Genomic DNA, 23,022 nt, shown 5'->3' with positions numbered 1-23,022 from the left:
GTTCAGATCAACTGCGTCACCCCTAGTGCGTAATCGGCGTTCGACGATCCCAGGGTCTGAGGGCGACGAAGCTCACCGCTGGACCGATTGCCAGGATGAGGAAGGCGAATTGCCACCCGACCAATCCGGCGGCGAGCGGAAGCGCGTAAACGACGCCGATGCTTACGCTGTACCCGATTCCCATCTGGGTGGCGATCGCCGTACCGACTGCAGCCTGGCCAGACTCGCGTCCGGTCATCGCCGAATACAAAGCTGAATCGCCGATCGTTGCAGCGCCCCACACAACAAGAACTCCGAGTGAGAGCCAAAACGGAACCACAGCCAGCAGGGGGGTGAGCAGCACGCAGACCGCCGAAACGGCGACCACGGCGCGAGCGACCAGCCGTCTACTGGAGAAGTGGGGCAGGAAGCCGCCGACGAAACAACCGATGGTGCCGGCCACGCCGATGATGACAAATGTCCAACCGCCGACAGCTGCCGCACTCTCTGATCCGCGGAGTGTGGTGATCTCGGGTAGTGAGAGCATCAGAGACGGTACCCATACCCACAACCCGTAGACCTCCCACATGTGACCCACGTAGGCGATCGTGATCCGTCGCTGAACGGGGTTGCTCACCACCGCAAGTGCATCCGACAGCGTGACCTCACGGATTGGGGAGACATGGGGCCCCGTGCGCGACGTCAACCCGATCAGTGCGGCGACCAGGGCGAGAGCGGCCGTCAGAATCATCAACGCGCGCCACTGCCCGCTGCCGACCGATCCCGTCAGCAGATGCGGCGCGGCAGTACCGACGGTCAGCGACGCCACGAGGGCCGCGACGGCAAGGCTGCGATACCGCGGTGGCGCCCAGGAGAGCACGACACGCATTCCTGTGGTGTACACGGCGGCAAGCGCCAGGCCGACGGAGGCCTTCGACACAACGAACCAAATGAAATTGATCTCCAGTAGCGCGGGCAGCAGAGTGAAGACCGCCGCGGCCAGGGAACCCACCGAGATCAGGATGGCCGGTCGAACCCGGTCGGTTGTGCGACGGATCGCCAGGGCGAGGGCCCCGGCGGCGAATCCGCCCTGGACGGCGGCTGTCAGCGCGCTGGCAGCCCCGTCGCCGAGGCCGTATTCGGCCGAGATGGCTGGCAGCGTCGCTGCAGTGTTCAACCAGCAGGAGATGGCGAGGATCTGTGTGCAAATCGCCCAGGTGAGCTGGGCCCTCGCATTCACCGGGAGCGCTGGCTGGCCAGCGCCGGTCCCAGCGTACTCACGGCGCCAGGTTGGTCCAGATGGACTTCGTCTCGAGGTAGGACTCCAGGTTTGCGTGCCCCATGTCGCGTCCGTAGCCGGACTGCTTGTACCCACCGAACGGGGCGGCAGCGTCGGTTGCCCCGTACATATTGATGTAGACGGTGCCGGCCTGCAGCATCCGAGCAAGTCGGTTCGCGCGCCCGATGTCCCTGGTCCAGATTCCTGCGGCGAGGCCGTAGGGCGAATCGTTCGCTCGTTGTGCGATGTCCTCGAGGTCGTCGAATGGCTGCGCGACGACCACCGGACCGAAAATCTCTTCGCGCACAGCGGTCATCGACTCGTTGACGTCGGTGAGTACGGTGGGGCGCACGTAGTACCCGTCTTGGTCCACTCCGGTGGGCAGGTCAGAGCCACCACTGGCGACGGTCGCTCCTTCTGCCAGGGCCCCATCAATATAGTTGCGCACGGTGTCGAACTGACGCGAGCTGATGACCGGTCCGATCGTGGAGGCCGGGTTCAGGCCATGTCCGATTTCGAGGTTCGAGGCGATGCTGCTCAACTCACCGATGACGTCGTCGAAGATGCGTGACTCGATATACAGACGAGACCCGGCGGCGCACGCCTGCCCGGCATTGAAGAAGATGGCATTGGCGGCGCCGGCGGCAGCCACATCGACCGGACTGTCGGCGAAGACGATGTTCGGACTCTTGCCGCCGAGCTCCAGCGTCACGCGCTTGACCTGCGAAGCGGCCCGGGCGGCAATCCGCTTGCCGACCCTCGTTGAACCGGTGAATGCGATCTTGTCAACGCCAGGGTGATCGACGAGCGCTTCGCCCGCTTCGGCGCCGTAGCCGGTGAGAATATTGAGCACACCGGCTGGCAAACCGGCCTCCAGTGCGAGCTGGCCAAGGCGGATCGCGGTCAGCGGCGTGTTCTCTGCGGGCTTCAGGATGATGGTGCACCCAGCCGCGAGGGCTGGCGCGACTTTCCATAGCGCCATCAGGAGGGGGTAATTCCACGGCACGATCTGCGCCACCACTCCGACCGGTTCGCGTTCGGTGCGCACCATGGTGTCTGGCACTGATACCGGGATCGTGTTTCCCTCGATCTTCGAGGTCCAGCCCGCGAAGTAGTCGAGATGGTTCACGCCGAGTGGAATATCGACGGTTGCGGCAGCGTGCCTCAGCTTTCCACCATCCAGCACTTCCAGCTCGACGAGTTCATCGGCATGGCTTTCCAGCAGGCGGGCGAAGCGGTGGATGATGCGCCCGCGGTCCAGGGCATTCATGGTGCGCCACGGCGCTCGCAGGTCGAACGCGCGACGTGCTGCGGCGACGGCCAGATCAACATCGGCTTGTCCGGCGACGGCCGCGACGGCGATCTTCTTGCCGGTGCCCGGGTCGATCACGTCCATGGTGGCGCCAGAGCGTGGATCCACCATCACGCCATCGATCAGCAACTGCGGGGGTGCGTTCAGGAATGCGCGGGTCGCCTTACTGATGTCGTCATGGGTGTGGTTCAGCAGCGGCGCGGTCGGACTCGAGGTCATATCAACGGTGGCTTTCTGTGTAGCGACGGAGATGTGGAGCAGGGGAAACGGGCGACCGCGCCGGCTAGGCGTGGTGAAGCTGCGCGAAGTCCGCCGGGGGGAACGTCGTGGTGAAGTCTCCGATGGCGATGGCACGGTAAGTGGCCGCGGCCGCCTCTTCGAGATTGAGGGCGCGTCGGAAGGCCATCTCGACAGAGTCCCCGAGAGCGGAGCAACCGTGGTGACTCATCAGGACGCAGTCGTGCTCGACTGCTTGTTCGCCTGCTGAGTCGGCAAGATCGTCGGAGCCGTTCGGGAAGTAGGGCGTGACGCCCACAGACTTGACGTAGTAGGCGTGATCCAGCGTCATCAAACGGATGGGGTGCCCAAGAGCGTCAAGCAGAACGGCGTATTGAGGGTGAACGTGCACCACGGCATTGATGTCGGGCCTGGCCGCATAGGATCGCTGGTGCAATTTCCACTCGCTGGAGGGCGTGGCGTGCCCCTCGAGCACCTCACCAGACATCGATACGATGCTGAAGTCAGCGGGCATCAGCCGATCCAGCCAGGTGCCTGAGGCGGTAACGACGAACGCATTATCGTCGGGGAGCCGCGCCGAAAGGTTCCCCCCGCTAGCGAGCACAAGTCCGCTGGACACGGCCGCCCGGCCGACGGCGGCAAGTTCGGCGGTGATTTCGAGTACGGTTGCGCTCATCGTCATGGCATTCTCCTTTGAAGTCAACGCAGGCTGGTTGTTGATGACGTACTAGCGAGTACGCACCAGAAGGAACTCGAAGTTGCCTTCGGTGAAGTAGGTTTTCGACCAGCTGATCACCCGACCGTCGAGCATGTACGACTGCTGCGTCAGGCAGAGGTAGAGCGAGGACGAACGGCCGGCGTTCTCCGGCCAGGCAATCGTGTCGTCGTTGACCGCGTGCACGGTGGCGATGGCCTGATCTGGCAGGAGTCCGAGCGGCTCAAGTAGCGCAAAGATCGATCCGGAGATGTCCGCCGGATCGACATTGGGTACCAGATCGGCATTAATGAGTGACCACTCCACCGCGATCACCTCCTCGTCGGAAACGAAGCTGCGCTCGACGGCGATCACGCGGAAGGGGAGCTCCGCATCGAAGTAGGCGGCCTCCTCGGCCGTAGCTGGGCGAAGTTCCCGCAACCGGTATTTCACCTGTGAGTTCGCGCGTTGCTCGGAAATGATCTCACTCATGGAACGCAACTCTTGGAGTCCCGCGACGACGCCAGGACCGCGGGAGGTCACAAAGGTACCCGAGCCCTGGCGCACCCGGATCAATCCGCTTGCGGCAAGCTGACGGAGTGCAGCGCGTACCGTCGGCCTGCTGACTTCGGCCTCATCGGCCAGCGCCTGTTCGGACGGCAGCTGCTCTCCGGGTGACCATTCTCCCGATGTGATTCGAGCGCGGAGGACGGCAGCGAGCTGCACGGGCAATGAGCGGTTGTCTCTCAGTGGTTTGCGCGTCATGGGGTTCCAAACGTTATTTGACGGTTGCCTGCATGGGCCCTACTCTATACGTAATTGAGAAGACGTAAAACGTCAATCGTCTTACAACTTACCGGAGGCAAAGATGCACCCCACAATCAAACGGATGACCGCGGTGGCGGCCATCGCCGTACTGGGTCTGGGACTGACGGGGTGCAATGCATCCGCGAACACTGGCAACGATACAAACAGCGGAAACGGCGAGAGTGATGGCCCGACCCTCATCCTGGTGACCCCTGAGCCGGCGGGAGCGAATGAGTTCCTCCAACTCGCCATCCAGGGCATCGAAGAGGCCGCGGAAGCCGTCGACGGCTCGTCACGTGTTTTCGAGAGCGCCAATATCAGCAAGGTGAGCGAGCAGCTCGACGCCGCGATCGCGGCCAAGCCCGATGTCATCGTCGCTGTCGGCTTCGAGTTCGTCGACTCGATCACTGCTCTCGCTCCGAACAACCCCGAGCAGCAATTCCTGTTCGTCGACGCGTGCATCGCGGATGCGCTTCCGAACGTCAGCTGTGCCGTCTTCCGCGAGCATGAGGCGGTCTACCTCGCCGGCGTCGAAGCCGGACTGATCACGGAATCCAATAAGGTTGGAGCCGTCGTCGCCCTGGACACGCCCCAGATCCGTCGCTTCTCCGACCCGTTCGGTGTGGGAGCGCAGTCGGTCAACGACGCAGTGCAGTTCACCCCGCTGTACGTGGGAGGGCAGAATCCGTTCAACGACCCGGGTCGCGCAAAGGAACAGGCACTCTCGCTTGCCAATGCAGGTGTGGACATTGTGATGGCCTCCTCGGCCGGTGGCAACTCCGGTGTCTTTGACGCCGCGAAGAGCTCGGGCAGTCTCGCGATCGGCGTGGATACGAACCAGTGCCCGCAGGCTCCCGGCGCAGTGCTCGACAATGTGCTGAAGGAGGTCAACGTCGTCATTTCGGCATCCGTCGAGGCGATCGTCGGCGGCCTGACCGGAGACGTGAAGTCGTATGGTCTGGCAGAAGGCGCTGTGACCCTCACGAGCCTCACCGACGGCGTCGGCGAATCGGGCTGTGTCATCGCCGATTACCCGGAAATCATCGAGCAGGTGAAGGCGGTCAGCGACCAGATCGTCTCCGGCGATGTCACGGTCGATGACCCGGCCGCTTAACGGTGGCGTGACGGCCGGGCGTCCGCAGAGCGCGGCGCCCGGCGCCACCACCGTTGAAATGCGTGGGATCAGTAAGTGGTACAGCAACGGAGTCATGGCCAACGACCACGTCGACCTGGTTCTGAATCCCGGGGAGATACATGCGCTGGTCGGTGAGAACGGCGCCGGAAAATCGACGCTGATGTCAATTCTTTGCGGGCTGGAGGAGCCGACCGACGGCGAGATCCGGCTCGATGGCCAGACCGTTTCGTTCTCCTCCCCGGTGTCCGCGTCAGAAGCCGGCATCGGCATGGTGCATCAGGAGTTCAAGCTTTTCCCGTCGTTGACGGTGGCCGAGAACGTGGCCTTCCGAGCTGAGCCCACTCGTCTGGGGATGTTCCTGAGCCGGCGAGAGGCGCGCGAACGGGTGCGCGAGTTGGCAGATCGTTATCGCCTGGGCGTCGACCCGAATGCGAAAGTCGGCCAGCTCTCGGTAGGGATGCTCCAGAGGGTGGAGATCCTGAAGGCACTGCACCGCGATGCGCAAGTTCTCATCCTGGACGAACCGACCGCCGTGCTGACACCCCAGGAAGTCGACGATCTTTTTGCCGTGCTCCGGGAACTGCGGGACGCGGGCCGCACCATTGTTGTCGTGACGCACAAGCTCCGAGAGGTGATGGCATTCAGCGACCGGATCACCGTCCTGCGAGACGGCCGCTCGATCGCCACGCTCACCACCTCAGAAACAAATCCGGCCGAGGTGGCACATCACATGACCGGGCGGGACGTTGACCTCGACGGTCGTTACAACGCCGGATCACCTGCAGGTGTCGCCCTTCGCGTCGACGGCCTGTTTGTTCAGAATGAACTGGGAGTGATGGTCGTGAGCGACGCGAACTTCAGCGTGCGCCACGGTGAGATCGTCGGAATCGCCGGCGTCGCCGGCAGCGGGCAGACCGAACTGATCGAATCGATCGCCGGGCTCGGTGGGCACAGTTCGGGCGTGGTGGAGCTGGACGGCACCGACATTCATCAGCTTTCCGCCGCGGAACGTCGTCGGAAGGGAATCGCCTATATCCCCGAAGACCGCCGTGGCGTCGGATCGGCCGTCACGGCATCCGTTTCGGACAATTTGGCGATGGGATTCCACCGGCGGGCCCCGCTGCGAAAAGGCTGGCGACTCGACCGGGCTGCAATGAAGAGGCACAGCGCCGACATCATCGAGGCCTTCGGTATCAGGGTTTCGCATGCCAAAGTGGAGGCGGGAACCCTTTCGGGCGGCAACCTGCAGAAGGTCATCGTCGGCAGAGAGATGTCACACGATTCCGCAGTGCTTCTGGTCGACCAGCCCACGCGAGGCGTGGACATCGGTGCAATCGAGAACATCCATGGCCGGCTTCGCGCTTACCGCGATCGCGGGCATGCGATCGTGCTGACCTCTGCCGAATTGAGTGAGCTCTTCGCCCTCGCCGATCGCATCCTCGTTATGTACGGCGGTCGCGTCGTGGCCGAATACCCACGAGCAGACGCCACGGAGGCGAAGATCGGCCTGGCCATGGCCGGCATCACCCAACAGACCCTGACCGGATCGGAGGAGACCACATGAGGGCATGGTGGCCATCTCTGCGGCCGATGTTGATCGCACTCGGTATTGCCCTCGCAATCGGGGCCGCCCTGATGCTGATCAGCGGAAGCAACCCGCTCCAGGCCTATGGCCAGATCATTGTCGGCTCCCTTGGGCCGAATGGCTGGGCGGCCACGCTCAGCCTCGCGATTCCCGTCATCGGCTGCGCCCTGGCGGTGTCTCTGCCGCTGCGCGCCGGCCTCATCAACCTCGGTGGCGAGGGCCAATTGGTGGGCGGCGGAATCACCGCTGTGGTCGTTGGCACCTACTTCGCTGATCTCCCGTTCCCGCTTTCACTCATCCTCGCCATCGGAGCTGCGGCCCTCGTCGGCGCTGTCATCGGTTTCGTGCCGGCGATCATGGAGAACAAGCTTGGTGTGCCGCTGCTCATCAGCTCGCTCCTGCTGAGCTATCCGATCGTCGCCGTCACCTCATTCCTGGTGCGGTTCGTGCTGCTCGACAAGGGCACAGGGCTGCCTCAGACCGAGACTCTTCCGGCGGCCTTTCAGATGCCGCAATTCGGCAAGGTAACAGGCGCGTTGTTCGTACTGATCGTCATCATCGCGGTGGTGATCGTGATCGACAGGATGCTGCCGGCCGGCTTCGAAATTCGGATGACCGGGCTCAACCGCAAGTTCAGCGGATACTCCGGAGTGGCAGTTTCTCGCATGACTCTCTGGGTCATGGCAGCCGGCGGCATGATCGCCGGGGTTACAGGAGCCCTCGTCGTCACCGCGTTCCCGTTCCGTTTCGTGGACGGCGCACTGATCACTCCTGCCTATGTTTGGACCGGGCTGCTCGCCGCCATGCTCGCCAGGGCGAACCCGGTCGGAGCCGTTGTCGCCGCCGTCTTCTTCTCTGCCCTGCAGGTGGGCGGCGCGGCCATGGAACGCGAGACGTTCGTGCCACGTGAACTCAGCTCGATTCTGCAGGCGGTCATCATCATCGTGCTCGCGGGTGCTATTGCGCTGAACGCACGGAAGAAGCAGAAGGTTGCCTGACCATGACTGAGATATTCGACCTTGCCTTGCTCGAGTCAGTGATGCGTGCCCTGACACCGGTTCTCCTCGCTGCCCTGGGCGGCCTGCTCTGCGAGAAGGCAGGGGTGTTCAACATCGGCCTCGAGGGTTTCATGCTGGTTGGCTGCTTTGCGGCGGTCGCTGGGAGCTGGTTCGGTGGTGACGCCTGGATCGGCGTCATCACCGCGGTTATCGCCGGGATGCTGATGGCCGCGATTCTGTCGTTCGCATCGGTGACCCTGGGCGCAGACGCGATCATCGTCGGAATCGCGCTCAATCTCCTCGCCGTCGGCCTGACCTCATTCCTTGTGCGCACGGTACTCGGGGCGCAGGGCACGTTCCAGGATCCCGCGCTCGACGGCTTGCCGATCTTTCTCAGCCAGTCGCCCCTTACCTACCTGTCGTGGGCCCTGGTTCCCATTTTTGTCGTGTTCCTCCGCAGAACCGTGTGGGGCTTCCGGCTGCAAGGCGTCGGGGAATCCCCCAGCGCTGCACGCAGCCTCGGTGTGAATACCAAGCGATACCAGCACGCCGCGGTACTCGCATCCGGTGCATTGTGCGGATTGGCCGGCGCCCAGTTGGCGCTGGGGAACGTGGTGCTCTTCTCCGAGAACATGACCGCCGGGCGTGGCTGGGTTGCAGTGGTCGTCGTCATGCTCGGCCAGGCAGCTCCGATCGGAACGCTGGTGGCGGCGTTGCTCTTCGCAGTGACGGAGGCGGTCGGCTTCCGTCTGCAGGGCCTCGGACTCCCGTCTCAGTTCACCACCGCCGCACCGTACGTGATCACGCTGGCAGCACTCGTTCTGGTCAGCGTGCGCCGGCGCACGCTGACCGTCCGTCGTGCGCGGGGCACTAACAGCCCTGCGCCATCCGGTGGTGGCGCCACGCCACCCGTCCCCACCGACCCTGCAACCAGGGCAACCGTCTCCCAAGGAGAAAACCATGTCTCATGACATACTCGCATCACAGCCGACGCTTGTCGCCCAGAGCGTTCTGCTCGACGGCGACGTGGTGCGCATACTCGACCGACGTGTCTTCCCCTTTGAGAAGGTGTGGGTGGAGTGCCGCACCACGGAAGACGTCGCCCGTGCCATCGAGGAGATGGTCACCCAGAGCAGCGGGCCGTGGTTTGCGGCAGCGGGCGGAATGATGCTTGCCGCCCAAGCGGCCGATAAAGACGCCAGTACGGTTGACGGCCGCCGCACGGCGATCCACGCCGCCGGCCAGAGGCTGATCGCGACTCGAAAGACGAACAATCACATTCGCGAGGTCGTCACGGCTCTCCTCGGCGTCGCAGACGCAACGCTGTCACGCGGGGAGGATCTGGCTCCGACGATCACCGCTGCCGCTGTCGCGGCGAGCGACAGCTACCACCAGCGCAGCTACCGCCTCGGCCAGTTTGCCGCCGAACTCATCCCAGACGGCGCCACCATCCTCACCCACTGCTGGGCGGAGTCATACCTCACCCAGACCGTCGCCGCAGTGCTGGAATCGGGCAAGAAGATCCAGGCGATCTGCACCGAGACCCGCCCCTACCTTCAGGGTGCCCGCCTGACCGCGGAGAGCCTGGCCGAAATGGACGTGCCGACCCGCCTCATCACGGACGCCATGCCCGCGCACCTGATGGCGCGCGGCGAAGTGGACCTGTTCATTACCGCCGCGGACCGGGTGACCATGGACGGGTATGTGGTCAACAAGGTGGGCACGCTGCAGATCGCCCTCGCTGCGCACGCTCTCGGCGTGCCGTATATCGCCCTCGTGCACGCTCCAGACGCCGAGGCCAGGGTGATCGCCGATGTGGAAATGGAAGACCGCAACGGCGACGAGGTGCTCCACACGCTCGGTGCCCGCACGGCATCCCATCGTGTGTCAGGGATCTACCCGGCATTCGACGCGACGCCCCCACGATTCGTGAGCACGATCGCCACCGACCGTGGCCGCTTCGCACCGCTCGACATGGACTCGTACTACGCAGACTCGCACAACGCAGACTCGCACTACCCGAAGGAGAACGCATGAGCCAGATTGAGACCTTCCCGGTCACCGGAATCCCCAAGACGGGCATGCCCACTCGGGCCCTCGTGGTCGGCGACCCGTTCCGCGCTGAGAGGATCTCCCGGCAGCTTGAGAATGTGCAGGAGGTAGCGCACCAGCGCGAATATCGCACATTCCGCGGCACCTGGAAAGGCACGGAGGTCATCGTCTCCTCACACGGCGTCGGCGGCGCAGGAGCGATCTGCCAGTTCCAGGAGCTGATGGATGCGGGAGTGAACACGCTCATCCGGCTGGGAACCGCCGGGTCGCTGCAGCGAGGCATCAACGACGGCAACCTCATCATCGCCGAGTCCTGCGTGCGCGACGACGGGGTGACGCACCAGCTGGTGCCAGAGAGCTACCCGGCCGCGTCGGCCGCTGAGCTCGTTATTGCTCTCGCCCAGGCAGCGGGTGAAGAAGAAGCACCTCACCACCGCGGAGTGGTGTGGACCAGGGCGGCCTTCTACCCCGGCGTCATCGACCTTGGCCTCACCGGCTACGTGGAGCTCGGTGTACTCGCGATCGAGATGGAACTCTCTGCCCTTCTGGTGCTCGCGTCGACCCGCGGAGTGCGGGCGGCAGGCGCTGTGGTCATCGACGGGTCCGCGGCAGACGAACTGGTCGAAACCACCGGTTACGACCCCCACCGCTCCGTCGTTGCCGACGGCGTCAGCCGGGGAATCACCGTCAGCCTGAATGCCCTGGTGGCGCTCCCCGAACGGCCCTCGGTCATCGCATGACCACACAGGTCGACCTGATCCTGACCGGTGGAACGGTGCTCGCGATGGATGCGGCGAGCACGGTGATCGAGAACGGCGCTGTCGTGATCCGGGGCGGTGTGATTCAGGATGTCGGTACGAAGGAGGAGATTCTCGGCCGCTACCGGGCTGCCGAGATCATCAACAGCCCGGGATGCACCGTCATGCCGGGATGGGTGAACACGCACACCCACCTGGCTATGAATGTCTTCCGGGGGCTGGCCGACGACGTCACGCTTGAAGAGTTCCTCGACCGCCTGGTCCGTGCCGAGCTCCGGTCGCTCAACGAAAACATGGTGACGGTCGGAGCCCGCGCGGCGATGGCTGAGTGCATCGCCGGCGGCACGACGACCGCCCTCGACATGTACTGGTTTCCGCAGGCAGCGCGCCGTGCTGCTCGTGAGATCGGGTTCCGGCTGTTGAACGGCCCCACCTTCATGGGAGACGCCGACCCGGAGGGTCGCGATTTCGAAGGAATGCTCGAGCGCGCAGAAGCGATCCTGTCGGAGAACCAGCATGATCGCCCCGACGAAGACTTGTGGGTCATGCCGCACTCGACATATACCCTCAACACGAATCAGCTGGAACGGATCGGCGCCCTGGCCGCCCGGTTCGACGCACGCATCAACACCCATGCATCCGAGAGCAGCGGCGAGCTTGCCCTGGTCAACCAATTGCACAATGACCGTCCAGTGGCTGTGCTGGCCGACGCCGGCCTGGTCGGCCCGCAAACCGTCCTGGCCCACGCGGTTCATCTGACCGACGCTGAGATCATCGCCATCGCGCATGCGGGTTCCACCGTCGCGCACTGCCCCGTGTCAAATCTGAAGCTTGGTTGCGGAGTAGCCCGGGTGCCGCAGCTGCTGCAGGCCGGCGCTGCGGTCGCCCTCGGAACCGACGGTGCGGCATCCGCTGGCATGCTCGACATGTTCCAGGCCGCCCGGATGGCAGCTTTGTTGCACAAGGGGGTCGCTGAGGATCCCACCCTGATCAGCGCGGAACGTGCGATTCGCCTCGGCACTGTCGACGGCGCGCGTGGTCTCGGACTACAGAAGGTGGGAACGCTCGAGGCCGGCATGGTCGCCGATCTGCAGGTAGTGCGCACCAACACGCTCGGTGCGGCGCCCGGCGTTGACCCGTGGTCTGCCGTCGTCTACGGGTCGGGTGCGTCAGATGTGCAGCACACCATTGTGAACGGACGCATCGTGATGAGGGACCGGGTTCTCCAGACCATTGACGAAGCCCGTGCGCTCGACGACCTCGTCGCCGTTGCTGCCGTTGCCCAGGCCGCCGTCAGCGAGTCATGACGCCCGAACCGGTCATGCCGGCGCAGGCATGAGCGAATGTGACCTTTCCGGTCGAGAGTGACCCGCGGAACGGGCGCACTCGACCGGAAAGGTCACTGTGGTCGGCCGAAACGGCGTGTGGGGAGCGGTGGGGAGCGGCGAGCGGGTGCGGGCAGCTAGCCCAGGTGGTCGACCAGCGGGTCGGCGAGGCCGACGTAGAGGCCAGGAGTGAGCTCCAGCAGCCGCGCCTTGGCGGCATCACCGATCTCGAGGGCCGATACGAACCTGGCCAACTCTTCCTGGCCGATGCGCTTGCCGCGGGTCTGTTCCTTGAGCAGCGCATACGGGTCCTCGATGCTCGAACGCCCCGCGGTCACCTCCGCCCTGATGACGGTCTGGATCGCCTCGCCGAGAATCTCCCAGTTGGCATCGAGATCCGCCGCGAGCAGCTCGCGATCGAGGTCGATCTCCCCGAATCCGCGCAGGATGTTGTCCAACGCCAACAGCGAGTGCCCGAAGCCCACGCCGATGTTGCGCTGGGTCGTCGAGTCGGTCAGGTCACGCTGCAGGCGTGAGGTCACCAGCGTCGCTGCCAGCGAATCGAGAATCGCGCTCGACAACTCAAGGTTCGCCTCGGCGTTCTCGAACCGGATCGGGTTGATCTTGTGCGGCATCGTGGAGGAACCGGTGGCCCCGGCCTGGGGAATCTGACGGAAGTATCCCATCGAGATGTAGGTCCAGACATCCGTCGCCAGGTTATGCAGCACCCGGTTTGCGTGCGACACGCGCGAATACAGTTCTGCCTGCCAGTCGTGCGACTCGATCTGGGTGGTCAGCGGGTTCCAACCGAGCCCGAGGCTCTCAACAAACTCCCGCGAGATGGTCGGCCAGTCGGCGGAAGGATCTGCGGCGACGTGGGCGGCGAAGGTTCCGGTGGCGCCGCTGAATTTTCCGAGGTACTCGCTGGCCTCGACCTGCGAACGGATGCGCTGCAACCGGTGCGCGAAGACGGCCATTTCCTTGCCCACGGTGGTCGGCGTCGCGGGCTGGCCGTGAGTGCGAGCCAGCATCGCGTCTGCCCGGTAGTCCTCTGCTGCGTTGCGCAGCGTGTCGATGACGGCGCCGAACTTCGGCAGCCACACTTCGTGCACGGCCTGCTTGACAGTGAGGGCGTATGAGAGGTTGTTGATGTCTTCGCTGGTCGCCGCGAAGTGTGTCAGCTCGGCAATGTGATCGAGTCCGAGGCTCGACAGGCGTCGCCGCACCAGGTACTCGACGGCTTTGACATCGTGGCGGGTCGTGGCCTCCAGCGTGGCCAGTTCATCGATCTCTGCCTGCCCGAAGTCGGTGACCAGCGCCCGCAGGGCGGCTTTCTGCTCGGCCTCAAGCGCGGCTGAACCGAACAGCCCACGGTCGGTGAGGGCGATCAGCCACTCGACCTCGACCTGCACGCGGGCACGGTTGAGGCCTGCCTCCGACAGGTACTCGCCGAGTTCGGTGACGGCGGCCAGGTAGCGGCCGTCGAGCGGACTGAGGACCTGCGGGGGTAGAGGACTCATCGGACTCCCTGTCTGATTGCGGGTGCGAGCTGCTTGAAGAGCGCATGGTTTGCTCTCTCAATCATGCCTAATACCGAGTCGAAGAGCGCATCGTCGGAATAGTAGGGGTCTGGAACGTCGCGCAGGGCCGCCTGTTCGGCGTCGAAGCTGAGCAGCAGCCGCACTTTGGCGCGGTCGAATTCGGTGCCGGCCCAATTGCGCAGGATTCGTTCCTGGGAACGATCGAGCACCACGACGAGGTCGAGGTCGGCGAACCAGGCCGGGTCGAACTGCCGCGCGCGGTGGTGGCTGCCGTCGTAACCGCGTTTCGCGAGCGCGGTGATGGTGCGGGCGTCCGCCTGTTCGCCGACGTGCCAGTCGCCGGTGCCGGCGGAGCTCGTGGTGATGAGCCGGCCAAGTCCGGAGCGTGTGACCAGGTCACGAAGCATCACTTCTGCCATCGGCGACCGGCAGATATTGCCGGTGCAGACAAATACGATCCGGAATGGTGTCGACTCATCGGGGCTGAGCGCCGCAAAAGTCATTCCTCTATTGTGGAGCAGTTTGAGCTCCTCCACACCCACGGAATTCGCCAGAAGTGCACAGATTCGAGAATTCGGCCCCACTCGGGCAGCCGCGCCGCCAGTCTCGAGAGGTGCCGGGTGAGGTGACGAGTGGACGGAGCAGGTACGCGCGGGTTCGACGCCGGGTTCGACAGCGCGTTCGATGGCGCGGCCCAGCGCGCGGCCGAGCGGTTGGCGGCATTACGTGAACAGCGGATGCGGCTGGCCGCGGTCAGAGACGAGGTCGACGCATCCCTGATGAGGCATCGATCCGCGGCGATTGATCCGGCGTGGCGTTCCGACGCGCAGCGCGCATACAGCTCCAAGCGCGACGATCTCACGCGCCGTCTGAGCCGGGCCCAGCGTCTGCTCGACGACGCGCTCGACGCTGTGCACCGCGAGATCGCCGGGCTGGCGGCCGGCTCGTGAGCGGCAGCGTGACCGGCACCGGCAGCGGCGACGGTCCGGCCGATGCCGCAGGCGGTCTGGTCGTCTCCGGCGGCGGCTCGAGCATGGTGGCGACAGATGAGTTGCTCGCGCACGCCGCGATGATGCGCGTGCTGCACACGGATTCGGTCGTGTGGCAGACGCAACTCGAACGCATCCGTCGCCTTGATTCGTCTCCGGCGCCCGGATGGAGCAGTGATGATGTCGGCTGGCGGGTGTTCGAGGCCGCCGCGGCAATCGGCGACCTCGAGCAACTCAGTGGTGAGCTGGCAGATTCGCTGGTCGGCGCGGCCGAAGGGTACGGCGAGGCAGAACGGATGGCGGAATTGTTCGCCAGGGTGTCTGGCGCGGCCGCCGGCCAGGCACTGGCGAGGTTGTTGCCACTGCTGGTGGTGATGGCCATTCCTCTGCTGACGGCCGGTGGGTTGGCTTGGCTCCTCGGCAGACTCGGGGCCGGAACAGGGATCGGAGACGGGGCTGGGGCAGGAGCCGGAGCCAAAGTGACGCGGGGCGGAGGCGGCCCGGCGGGTGCCTCCACGTCGTCGCCCGCTCGCGGTGGCGAGCGAACGCCCGCGCAGGCCGGTTTCGCCGGTTGGCTGGCCAAGAACCCGCGCGCGCTCACCAACCCGCTGCTGGTGCAGATCGTGCGGGTGCTCGTCTCGTCGATCGACGACGTCGGAACCGGGGTGGTCGGCCTTCCGCTTCCGCTGGCGCTTGCCCTCGGCGATGACGGGCTGAGGGTGCTCGGCGTGTCCACCTCGGCGGCCGGCATTCTCTGGCTCGCCAGACCGTTCGGCCCGTTCAGGGAGACCGGGGTCGCCGTGCGGAGGGAGGGCGCGGCGAGCCGGGCGACGCCGCCCGCCGGCCTCGGGGACCTGGCCGATCGCATCCCCTCGGTCTCCGAAACGGGCCCGCAGGTGCGCATCGAACGCTATGGCGACCCGGCCGCGCCGAGCTGGGTGGTCTACGTCGGCGGCACTGCGGAGTGGAATCCGGTGGCTGGGGACCAGCCATGGGACCTCACGTCGAATGTCGCAGCGGTCGCCGAGCAGGGCTCCGGCTCTTATCACGCCGTAGAACTGGCGATGCGCGAGGCGGGCGTGCAGCCGAGCGACCCGGTCGTTCAGGTCGGCCACTCACAGGGCGGGCTGATCGCGGCGCAACTGGCCGCATCCGGAGATTTCAACACGGTCATGGTCGCCACGTTCGGCGCACCGGCCGGCCAAGTCGAGGTTCCCCCGGAGATTCCGATGGTGCAGGTCGCGCACTCCGACGACCTGGTTCCGGCGCTCGGCGGCGCGGCCCGCGAAGTGACGGATGCCGGCAATGCCCACCTGCTGGTGCGCCGCGAGGTCTATGCGATCGATGAGCCCCCGGCCCATTCTCCGCTCCCTGCGCACACCCTGGTCAACTACCGAGAGACCGGGCGCCAGATCGACGACTCTCCAGAGCCGCGGCTGGCCGAGTGGCGAAGCACATTGTCGTCTGTTGTCGGGGGCGCTCCCGGCGAGTCGACGCTGTGGCACGGATCACGTCTCTCCGCCGAGTAGCTGCTGCGGCCCGGAGGCAATAGCGTGTGAAGACGGTGTTCGCCAGGCCTCGCACCTGTCGGCGGGCCCACCGGTTCCTGCTGGTCCGGTGCACGAAGCGACGGTTCACGAAGTGAGTAGGGAGCGCGATGTTCGACCTGACACGGTGGGCGGCGGAGCGCATATGAGCGTTGCCGCGTTCATCCTGATCGGGGTGACGGTGCTGGTCTGCGCGTTCATCCAGGGGTCGACAGGTATGGGGTTTGCCATGGTCGCCGCCCCGGTGGTGACTTTGCTCGACCCGTCGCTGATCCCGGTCATGCTTCTCGTGCTCATGATTCCCCTCAATGCGTATATCGGGTGGAGGGAACGCGAGGCGCTGGACTGGAGGGGAGTCAAGTGGATCAGCGTTGGCAGATTCGCGGGGACGTTCATCGGGCTGTGGATCCTGTTGATCGTCAACCTGCAGCAGTTGGGACTCCTCATCGGCTGGTCGACCGTGGTCGCGGCCGCCGTCGCACTCATGGTCCCGGCATTCGACCCGAACCGCACGGGGATGATGATCGTCGGGTTCATCACCGGCATCACAGAGACTTCCACCGGCGTCGGCGGGCCGCCGCTTGCCCTGGCGTACCAGCACAAGCCCGGACCGGTGCTGCGCTCCACCGTCGCCGTCTGCTTCCTGGTCGGTGAGGTGATCTCCCTCGTCGTGCTCGCCTTCAGCGGCAGGATCTCCGGCGAAACGCTTCTGCTGTGTGCGGCCTTGTTGCCATTCATCGCCGCAGGGTCATTCGCCAGCCGGTTCGTGCATCACCGGCTGGACGGCCGGCTGCTTCGCTATATCGTGCTGGGGTTCGCGATCATCTCCGGCATCGTCGTGATCCTGCAGGCGTGAACGGATAGGCGCGTGTTCGGGGAGCGGTGCCGCCGTCACCGTCGTCCGCCGTCTAGGCGCAGGGTCTCGCCGGTGAAGAACGGGGCCGACATGATCCACAGCACCGCGTCGACGACGTCTTGGACAGTTCCTGTGGCGTCGACGAGCGTTCGGGAGGTGGCTGCGGTGAGGAACGCCGCCTTCTGTGCGCCGCGGGCGTCCCACAGACCTGAGTCAATGATCCCCGGAGAGATCGCGTTAACGCGTACCGGAGCAAGTTCGGCGGCCAGGTGTTGGGCTGCGAACGCGATGGCGCCGTGTTCCTGAGGTTCTCGCCGCCCGCGCCACTCTCAGACCGAACGACGCCGAATAGTTCCCGCCCCCAACAACCTCATGGTCAGCAACAGCTAGTTGCGACCGGCGTTTCGCGTGACCGGGCGCACGATCAGGCCGAGCAGCCAGCTGATGATGGCCAGCACGAGCGCGCCGAGCACGCCCCACCAGAAGCCGTCGACGACGAGACCGTAACCGAAGAGTCCGGAGATCCATGCCACCAGGAGCAGCAGCAGTCCGTTGACGATCAGCGCGAGCAGGCCGAGCGTGAGAATGTACAGCGGGAAGGCCACGATGCGCACGAAGCCGCCCACGATGGCGTTGACGAGGCCGAAGATCAGGGCCACCAACAGGTAGGTGAGTACGATCGCACCGGTGTCAGGCGCATACGGCTCGACGTGCACCCCGGTGACGATCAGTGTGGTGAGCCACAGGGCGACGGCGTTGACGACAACTTTGATCAGGAATCTGGCCATGTGTCCACTATGGCAGCGGATGCGCCACACCGCACGGATTACCTCGTCGATTTCGTGCGCAGCATGCTTCGCTTCCCCAGCATGCTCTGACACGAATATGCCACCGCGTAGAATCGGCAGGTGAGTCCATCTGACCAGCCATCAGTCCGCCTGCGCCCCGAAATCCTGGCCCTTCCGGCCTACAAACAGGGCAAGCCAGCCGACCAGAACGCCTTCAAGCTTTCGAGCAACGAGAACCCGTTCGAGCCCCTCCCCGGCGTGGTCGCCGCTGTCGCCGCTGCAAACGAGTTCAATCGGTACCCGGATGCCTCGGCCCTCGCCCTCCGCGAGGCGCTCGCAGCGCGCTATGGAGTGAGTACCGACGAGGTTCACATCGGTTCCGGCTCCGTGGCGCTGCTTGCCCAGCTGCTGCTCGCCGCGGCTGGCCCTGGCGATGAGGTCGTCTACTCCTGGCGCTCATTCGAGGCCTACCCCGGCCTGGTCACCGTCGCCGGCGCCACGAGCGTTCAGGTGCCGAACCGGCCAGACCACGGTCACGACCTCCCCGCGATGGCCAGAGCGGTCACCGACAACACGCGAGTGGCGATCGTCTGCACGCCAAACAATCCGACCGGGTCCATCGTCACGGTCGCCGAGTTCGAGGCCTTCATGGCAGCCGTTCCCAGCGACCTGCTCGTCGTGCTCGACGAGGCCTACGCCGAGTTCGCGACGGCGACGGATGTCGTGGCCGGCGCCCCGTTGCTCAGCCGTTACCCCAATCTGGTCGTGCTGCGTACCTTCTCCAAGGCCTACGGCCTGGCCGCACTTCGGGTCGGGTACGCCATCGGGCCCTCCGCCATCCTGAACGCCGCCCGCTCGACGGCGATCCCGCTCTCGGTCACGGCGCAGGCCATCGCCGGGGCTCTCGCCTCCCTCGAGGCCGAGGTCGAACTTCTCGCCCGCGTGCGGGTGATCGCCGACCGCCGCGCTGCCCTCTGGCAGGCACTCACCGACCAGGGCTGGGTGATCCCTGAGCCGCAGGGTAACTTCATCTGGCTGCCGACCGGCGAAGAGACGACGGATGTCGCGGCCCGCCTGAATGAGGCCGGCCTGGTCGTGCGTCCGTTCCAGCCTGACGGCATCCGGATCTCGGTAGGGGAGGAAGAAGCGGTGGAAAAGCTCCTGCGAATCACGAAGGAGATTGTCGAAAACCTCCCAATCGGCCATGCGGCCCGGCGGGTAGGTTAGGACGGTGCCAGTGACCCCGAACAGCGCAGTGACCCCGGATACCGCAGTGACCGCGAACACGGTTCAGTTCCTCGCAGCCGACGGCAGCTTTGCGCCGAATGACGCCGCGGCCCAGTTTGCGCCGTACCTCGAAAGGCTCGGCGAAGACGACTACCGCCGGTTCTACCGCGACATGGTGGTGGTGCGACGCTTCGACACCGAGGCGGCGAACCTGCAGCGTCAGGGCCAGCTCGCGCTCTGGGTGCCGAGTCACGGCCAGGAGGCGGCGCAGGTCGGATCTGCATATGCGACCCGCCCGCAGGATCACATCTTCCCCTCCTACCGTGAGCACGTGGTGGGCATGATCCGCGGGGTCGACATGGTCGACATCCTGCGTGTGCTGCGCGGGGTGACCCAGGGCGGCTGGACTCCGGCCGAGCACGGCAACTTCCACCTCTACAGCTTTGTGCTCGCCTCCCAGACGCTACACTCCACCGGCTACGCGATGGGCATGCAGTTCGACGGCACAACGGCGACCGGCAACCCGGAGACCGACGAGGCCGTCATCGTCTACTACGGCGACGGCGCCTCCTCGCAGGGCGACGCCAACGAGGCCTTGGTCTTCGCCGCCAGCTACCAGACGCCGCAGGTCTTCTTCCTGCAGAACAACCACTGGGCCATCTCGGTGCCGGTTTCGCGCCAGTCGCGCTCGCCGCTCTACCTCCGTGCCGGCGGCTACGGGATGCCGGGCACCCAGATCGACGGCAACGACGTGCTCGCCAGCTACGCGGTGACCGCCAAGTCGATGGACGACGCGCGCGCCGGCCGCGGCCCGTCGCTGATCGAAGCTCTCACGTACCGCGTCGGTGCGCACACCACAGCCGACGACCCGACCAAGTACCGGGATGCCGACGACCTCGCCTACTGGGTCGCGCGCGACCCGATCGTGCGGTTGCGAACAAATCTGGAGGGCCGCGGCGCATCGCAGGAGTTCTTCGACGGCATCGACGAGGAAGCGGCCGACTTCGCCGCTGACGTGCGCAGGCGTGCCCTCGACATCCGTTCACCCGACCGTTCGGTCATCTTCGACAACGTCTACGCGGAACCGCACCCGCTGATCGATGAGCAGCGTGCCTGGCTGGATCGCTACGAAGCGTCATTCGAGGGAGGCGAGGCGTGATGAGCGCCAACATCGAGACACACAGCGTCGACACAGACAGCGTCGACACACACAGCGCACCCCAGTCGGCCCCTGTCCCTGCCCCGTCGCCACCGACATCCGCCAGCCTGCCGATGACCAAGGCGTTGAACGCCGGACTCCGCCAGGCGATGACAGACGACCCGTCTGTGTTGCTGATGGGCGAGGACATCGGGCCGCTCGGCGGCGTCTTCCGGGTGACAGAGGGCCTGCACGCCGAGTTCGGCGACAAGCGCGTTCTCGACACGCCACTGGCTGAATCGGCGATCGTCGGCACCGCGATTGGCCTCGCCATGCGGGGGTACCGGCCGGTCTGTGAGATCCAGTTCGACGGGTTCGTGTTCCCCGGTTTCGACCAGATCACGACCCAGCTGGCACGCATGCGCACCCGCCACGAGGGCGGCATTGCGATGCCCGTTGTCATCCGAATTCCATACGGCGGGCACATCGGCTCGATCGAGCACCACCAGGAGAGCCCAGAAGCCTACTTCGCGCACACCCCTGGCCTGCGGGTGGTGAGCCCGTCGAACTCGCACGACGCTTATTGGATGCTGCGCGAGGCGATCGCCTCAGACGACCCGGTCATCTTCTTCGAGCCGAAGAGCCGCTACTGGCCGAAGGGCGAAGTGCTGTTCGGCGAGAGCGGCACTGGCCTGCACGCCAGCAAAGTGGTGCGCATCGGAACGGATGTCACCGTCGTCGGCCACGGTGCCATGGTGAGCGTGCTCTTGCAGGCAGCGGAGATCGCGGCGGAAGAGGGCATCAGCATGGAGGTCGTCGACCTGCGCTCACTCTCGCCGGTCGACTACGGGCCGATTCTGGCATCCGCCGGCAAGACCGGACGCGTGATCGTCGCCCAGGAGGCCTCCGGTTTTGTGAGCCTCGGCTCCGAGATCGCGGCGACGGTCGCCGAGAGGGCGTACTACTCGCTCGAAGCGCCCGTGTTACGGGTGTCTGGTTTTGACACACCGTTCCCACCCGCGGCCGTTGAGACGCACTTCCTGCCCAGCCCCGATCGCATCCTCGAGGCCGTCGACCGCGCGCTCGCCTATTGATCAGGTTGCCGACCATGTCCCGTACCCGCACCCTCCATAGCCCCCGCACCCTCCACAGCATTCGAATTCGCCGAGTGTCGCTGTTTACGCCAGGAATCGCCGGTAAAGCGGCGAGTGTGGGCGCAAATGGCGATTCTCGCGCGGCTCTCCAACGCTGGGCTCACCAAACGGAAGGCACCCCATGACCGTGTCGAAGTTCACCCTCCCTGACGTCGGCGAGGGTCTCACAGAGGCCGAGATCGTGCAGTGGAGAGTGGCGCCGGGCGACACCGTCGTCATCAATCAGGTGCTCGTTGAGATCGAGACGGCCAAGTCGCTGGTCGAGCTGCCGTCGCCGTACATCGGCGTTGTCGGCGAGATTCTTGTGGAGGAGGGTGCGACGGTTGACGTCGGCACTCCGATCATCACGATCGACTCGGATGCTGCGGTGAGTGTTCCGGCCGATGGGCCCGTCTCAGGGGCAACGGGTGCGGATGCCGCGCCGGCGCCGTCTGCCGGAGAGCCGATCCAGGCGACCGCGCCGGCTGGCGCCGTCGGCAACCAGGATGCACTCGACCTGGCCGAGGCCGCGGCAGACGCCGGCGATACGGTCTCGCACGAACCAGGCGAAGGTGGTGCGGGTGTTGGTAACGCAGCGGACGACAAGCCCGGTGCTGTGCTCGTCGGACACGGAAGTTCCGCCAGTATGCCCACCAGGCGGAAGCGCCACGGGGGCCGTGCCGTCGCCCACGAGTCACTGTCGCTGCCCGCCGCACCGGGCTCCCATGCGGCCGCCGCCCCCTTGCAGATTCTGCCGCGTGCGGCATCCGTTGGCCCGGTGTTTGCCAAGCCGCCGATCCGCAAGCTCGCCAAAGATCTCGGTGTCGATCTCGCCGTCGTGACGCCGACGGGGCCCGTCGGCGACGTCACCCGTGAAGACGTGCTGCGTGAGGCCGGCCAGGTCAGCGTCTTCCGCAATATCGAGACACCGGAATGGCCCCAGGACCGCGAGGAGCACATCCCCGTCAAGGGGGTGCGAAAGGCGATTGCGCAGGCGATGGTGACGAGTGCGTTCACCGCACCGCATGTGAGCCTGTTCGTGGACGTCGACGCGACGCGCACGATGGAGTTCGTCAAGCGGCTGAAGGCATCGACCGATTTTGCGGGTGTGAAGATCTCGCCGCTGCTGATCATGGCGAAGGCGATGATCTGGGCGGTGCGGCGGAACCCAACGGTGAACGCGAAGTTCACCGACCAGGAGATCACCGTGCGTCATTACGTGAACCTCGGTATAGCGGCCGCGACTCCGCGCGGGCTGATCGTTCCGAACGTCAAGGAAGCACAGGCGATGAGCTTGTTTGAGCTGGCGACGGCGCTCGAGCAACTGACCATCACGGCCCGTGACGGTAAGACGTCACCGGCGCAGATGGCCGGCGGCACGATCACAATCACGAACATCGGGGTGTTCGGCATGGACACCGGCACGCCGATCCTGAACGCCGGCGAGGCGGGCATCGTGGCACTTGGCACCATCAAGCAGAAGCCCTGGGTGGTCGACGGAGAGGTGCGGGCGCGTTACGTCACGACGATCGGCGCCAGTTTTGACCACCGGGTCGTCGACGGGGACGTCGCCAGCCGCTTCCTCGCGGATGTGGCCTCGATCATCGAGGAGCCGGCCCTGTTGCTCGACTGAGTTCGCGGC

General features: G+C 65.4%; 22 protein-coding genes. 14 read left to right on the top strand and 8 right to left on the bottom strand.

The annotated features are described in order from the left end of the window. Positions 1–22 precede the first annotated feature (22 nt). From K323_RS0111255 to K323_RS25515, 4 genes are all read right to left on the bottom strand, one after another. Complete coding sequence (locus K323_RS0111255; RefSeq protein ID WP_022885383.1) at positions 23–1,219, bottom strand: MFS transporter; 1,197 nt, start codon at positions 1,217–1,219, stop codon at positions 23–25. Positions 1,220–1,256: 37 nt separating this feature from the next. Then, the gene (locus K323_RS0111250) at positions 1,257–2,789 is read right to left on the bottom strand and encodes an aldehyde dehydrogenase family protein (protein WP_022885382.1); all 1,533 of its coding nucleotides are present in this window, start codon (positions 2,787–2,789) and stop codon (positions 1,257–1,259) included. A 64-nt stretch (positions 2,790–2,853) separates the two neighbouring features. Then, complete coding sequence (locus K323_RS0111245; RefSeq protein ID WP_022885381.1) at positions 2,854–3,489, bottom strand: class II aldolase/adducin family protein; 636 nt, start codon at positions 3,487–3,489, stop codon at positions 2,854–2,856. A gap of 45 nt (positions 3,490–3,534) precedes the next feature. Further along, entirely contained in the window at positions 3,535–4,266 is a 732-nt protein-coding gene (locus K323_RS25515) for a GntR family transcriptional regulator (RefSeq protein ID WP_022885380.1), read from the bottom strand. A 103-nt stretch (positions 4,267–4,369) separates the two neighbouring features. On the opposite strand from K323_RS25515, the gene K323_RS0111235 reads away from it, so the two are divergent. Genes K323_RS0111235 through K323_RS0111205 form a run of 7 tightly spaced genes read left to right on the top strand, consistent with a single transcriptional unit; the run spans position 4,370 to position 12,143 of the window. Continuing rightward, positions 4,370–5,422: a BMP family ABC transporter substrate-binding protein gene (locus K323_RS0111235; RefSeq protein WP_022885379.1), complete on the top strand. Its 1,053-nt coding sequence runs from the start codon at positions 4,370–4,372 to the stop codon at positions 5,420–5,422. After that, complete coding sequence (locus tag K323_RS25510; RefSeq protein WP_084697208.1) at positions 5,406–7,007, top strand: ABC transporter ATP-binding protein; 1,602 nt, start codon at positions 5,406–5,408, stop codon at positions 7,005–7,007. The genes K323_RS0111235 and K323_RS25510 overlap by 17 nt, the downstream gene beginning before the upstream one ends. Next, positions 7,004–8,026 carry an ABC transporter permease gene (locus K323_RS0111225; protein ID WP_022885377.1) on the top strand — a complete coding sequence of 341 codons (1,023 nt, stop codon included), beginning with the start codon at positions 7,004–7,006 and terminating at the stop codon, positions 8,024–8,026. The genes K323_RS25510 and K323_RS0111225 overlap by 4 nt, the downstream gene beginning before the upstream one ends. A gap of 2 nt (positions 8,027–8,028) precedes the next feature. Continuing rightward, positions 8,029–8,997, top strand: a complete 969-nt coding sequence (locus tag K323_RS25505) for an ABC transporter permease (protein ID WP_022885376.1) — start codon at positions 8,029–8,031, stop codon at positions 8,995–8,997. Next, positions 8,987–10,063 (top strand): translation initiation factor eIF-2B alpha/beta/delta subunit family protein, encoded by a 1,077-nt coding sequence (locus K323_RS0111215; RefSeq protein WP_022885375.1) that lies wholly within the window; start codon positions 8,987–8,989, stop codon positions 10,061–10,063. The genes K323_RS25505 and K323_RS0111215 overlap by 11 nt, the downstream gene beginning before the upstream one ends. Then, complete coding sequence (locus tag K323_RS0111210) at positions 10,060–10,818, top strand: nucleoside phosphorylase (RefSeq protein WP_022885374.1); 759 nt, start codon at positions 10,060–10,062, stop codon at positions 10,816–10,818. The genes K323_RS0111215 and K323_RS0111210 overlap by 4 nt, the downstream gene beginning before the upstream one ends. Continuing rightward, a complete protein-coding gene (locus K323_RS0111205) occupies positions 10,815–12,143 on the top strand; it encodes an amidohydrolase (protein ID WP_022885373.1) in 1,329 nt (442 codons plus the stop codon). Before K323_RS0111210 ends, K323_RS0111205 begins: the two co-directional genes overlap by 4 nt. A 155-nt stretch (positions 12,144–12,298) precedes the next feature. On the opposite strand, the gene purB is transcribed toward K323_RS0111205, so the two are convergent. Further along, complete coding sequence (gene purB, locus K323_RS0111200) at positions 12,299–13,681, bottom strand: adenylosuccinate lyase (protein WP_022885372.1); 1,383 nt, start codon at positions 13,679–13,681, stop codon at positions 12,299–12,301. After that, on the bottom strand, positions 13,678–14,205 hold the full coding sequence (locus K323_RS0111195) for a low molecular weight protein-tyrosine-phosphatase (protein WP_022885371.1): 528 nt from the start codon (positions 14,203–14,205) through the stop codon (positions 13,678–13,680). The genes purB and K323_RS0111195 overlap by 4 nt, the downstream gene beginning before the upstream one ends. Before the next feature lie 129 nt (positions 14,206–14,334). On the opposite strand from K323_RS0111195, the gene K323_RS0111190 reads away from it, so the two are divergent. From K323_RS0111190 to K323_RS0111180, 3 genes are all read left to right on the top strand, one after another. Continuing rightward, positions 14,335–14,652: a hypothetical protein gene (locus K323_RS0111190; RefSeq protein ID WP_022885370.1), complete on the top strand. Its 318-nt coding sequence runs from the start codon at positions 14,335–14,337 to the stop codon at positions 14,650–14,652. Beyond that, entirely contained in the window at positions 14,649–16,220 is a 1,572-nt protein-coding gene (locus K323_RS28860; protein WP_022885369.1) for an alpha/beta hydrolase family protein, read from the top strand. Before K323_RS0111190 ends, K323_RS28860 begins: the two co-directional genes overlap by 4 nt. Before the next feature lie 112 nt (positions 16,221–16,332). Further along, complete coding sequence (locus tag K323_RS0111180; RefSeq protein ID WP_245570968.1) at positions 16,333–17,094, top strand: sulfite exporter TauE/SafE family protein; 762 nt, start codon at positions 16,333–16,335, stop codon at positions 17,092–17,094. A 35-nt stretch (positions 17,095–17,129) separates the two neighbouring features. On the opposite strand, the gene K323_RS30750 is transcribed toward K323_RS0111180, so the two are convergent. Together K323_RS30750 and K323_RS0111175 are read right to left on the bottom strand one after the other, a co-directional pair. Continuing rightward, positions 17,130–17,384 carry an SDR family oxidoreductase gene (locus K323_RS30750; protein WP_084697236.1) on the bottom strand — a complete coding sequence of 85 codons (255 nt, stop codon included), beginning with the start codon at positions 17,382–17,384 and terminating at the stop codon, positions 17,130–17,132. A 96-nt stretch (positions 17,385–17,480) separates the two neighbouring features. Then, on the bottom strand, positions 17,481–17,882 hold the full coding sequence (locus K323_RS0111175) for a phage holin family protein (RefSeq protein WP_022885367.1): 402 nt from the start codon (positions 17,880–17,882) through the stop codon (positions 17,481–17,483). A 120-nt stretch (positions 17,883–18,002) separates the two neighbouring features. Between K323_RS0111175 and K323_RS0111165 the strand changes: the two genes are divergently transcribed. The 4 genes from K323_RS0111165 (at position 18,003) to K323_RS0111150 (ending at position 23,013) form a co-directional block, all read left to right on the top strand. Next, the gene (locus K323_RS0111165; RefSeq protein WP_022885366.1) at positions 18,003–19,109 is read left to right on the top strand and encodes a histidinol-phosphate transaminase; all 1,107 of its coding nucleotides are present in this window, start codon (positions 18,003–18,005) and stop codon (positions 19,107–19,109) included. A 10-nt stretch (positions 19,110–19,119) separates the two neighbouring features. Beyond that, on the top strand, positions 19,120–20,268 hold the full coding sequence (locus K323_RS0111160) for a thiamine pyrophosphate-dependent dehydrogenase E1 component subunit alpha (protein WP_084697206.1): 1,149 nt from the start codon (positions 19,120–19,122) through the stop codon (positions 20,266–20,268). Between the two features lie 113 nt (positions 20,269–20,381). Continuing rightward, on the top strand, positions 20,382–21,341 hold the full coding sequence (locus K323_RS0111155) for an alpha-ketoacid dehydrogenase subunit beta (protein ID WP_033372926.1): 960 nt from the start codon (positions 20,382–20,384) through the stop codon (positions 21,339–21,341). Between the two features lie 181 nt (positions 21,342–21,522). Further along, a complete protein-coding gene (locus tag K323_RS0111150; protein WP_022885363.1) occupies positions 21,523–23,013 on the top strand; it encodes a dihydrolipoamide acetyltransferase family protein in 1,491 nt (496 codons plus the stop codon). Positions 23,014–23,022: the final 9 nt, after the last annotated feature.

It is taken from the genome of Glaciibacter superstes DSM 21135 (genome assembly GCF_000421145.1).
GTDB classification, from domain to species: domain Bacteria; phylum Actinomycetota; class Actinomycetes; order Actinomycetales; family Microbacteriaceae; genus Cryobacterium; species Cryobacterium superstes.
This window is presented reverse-complemented; position numbering and strand designations above follow the sequence as displayed.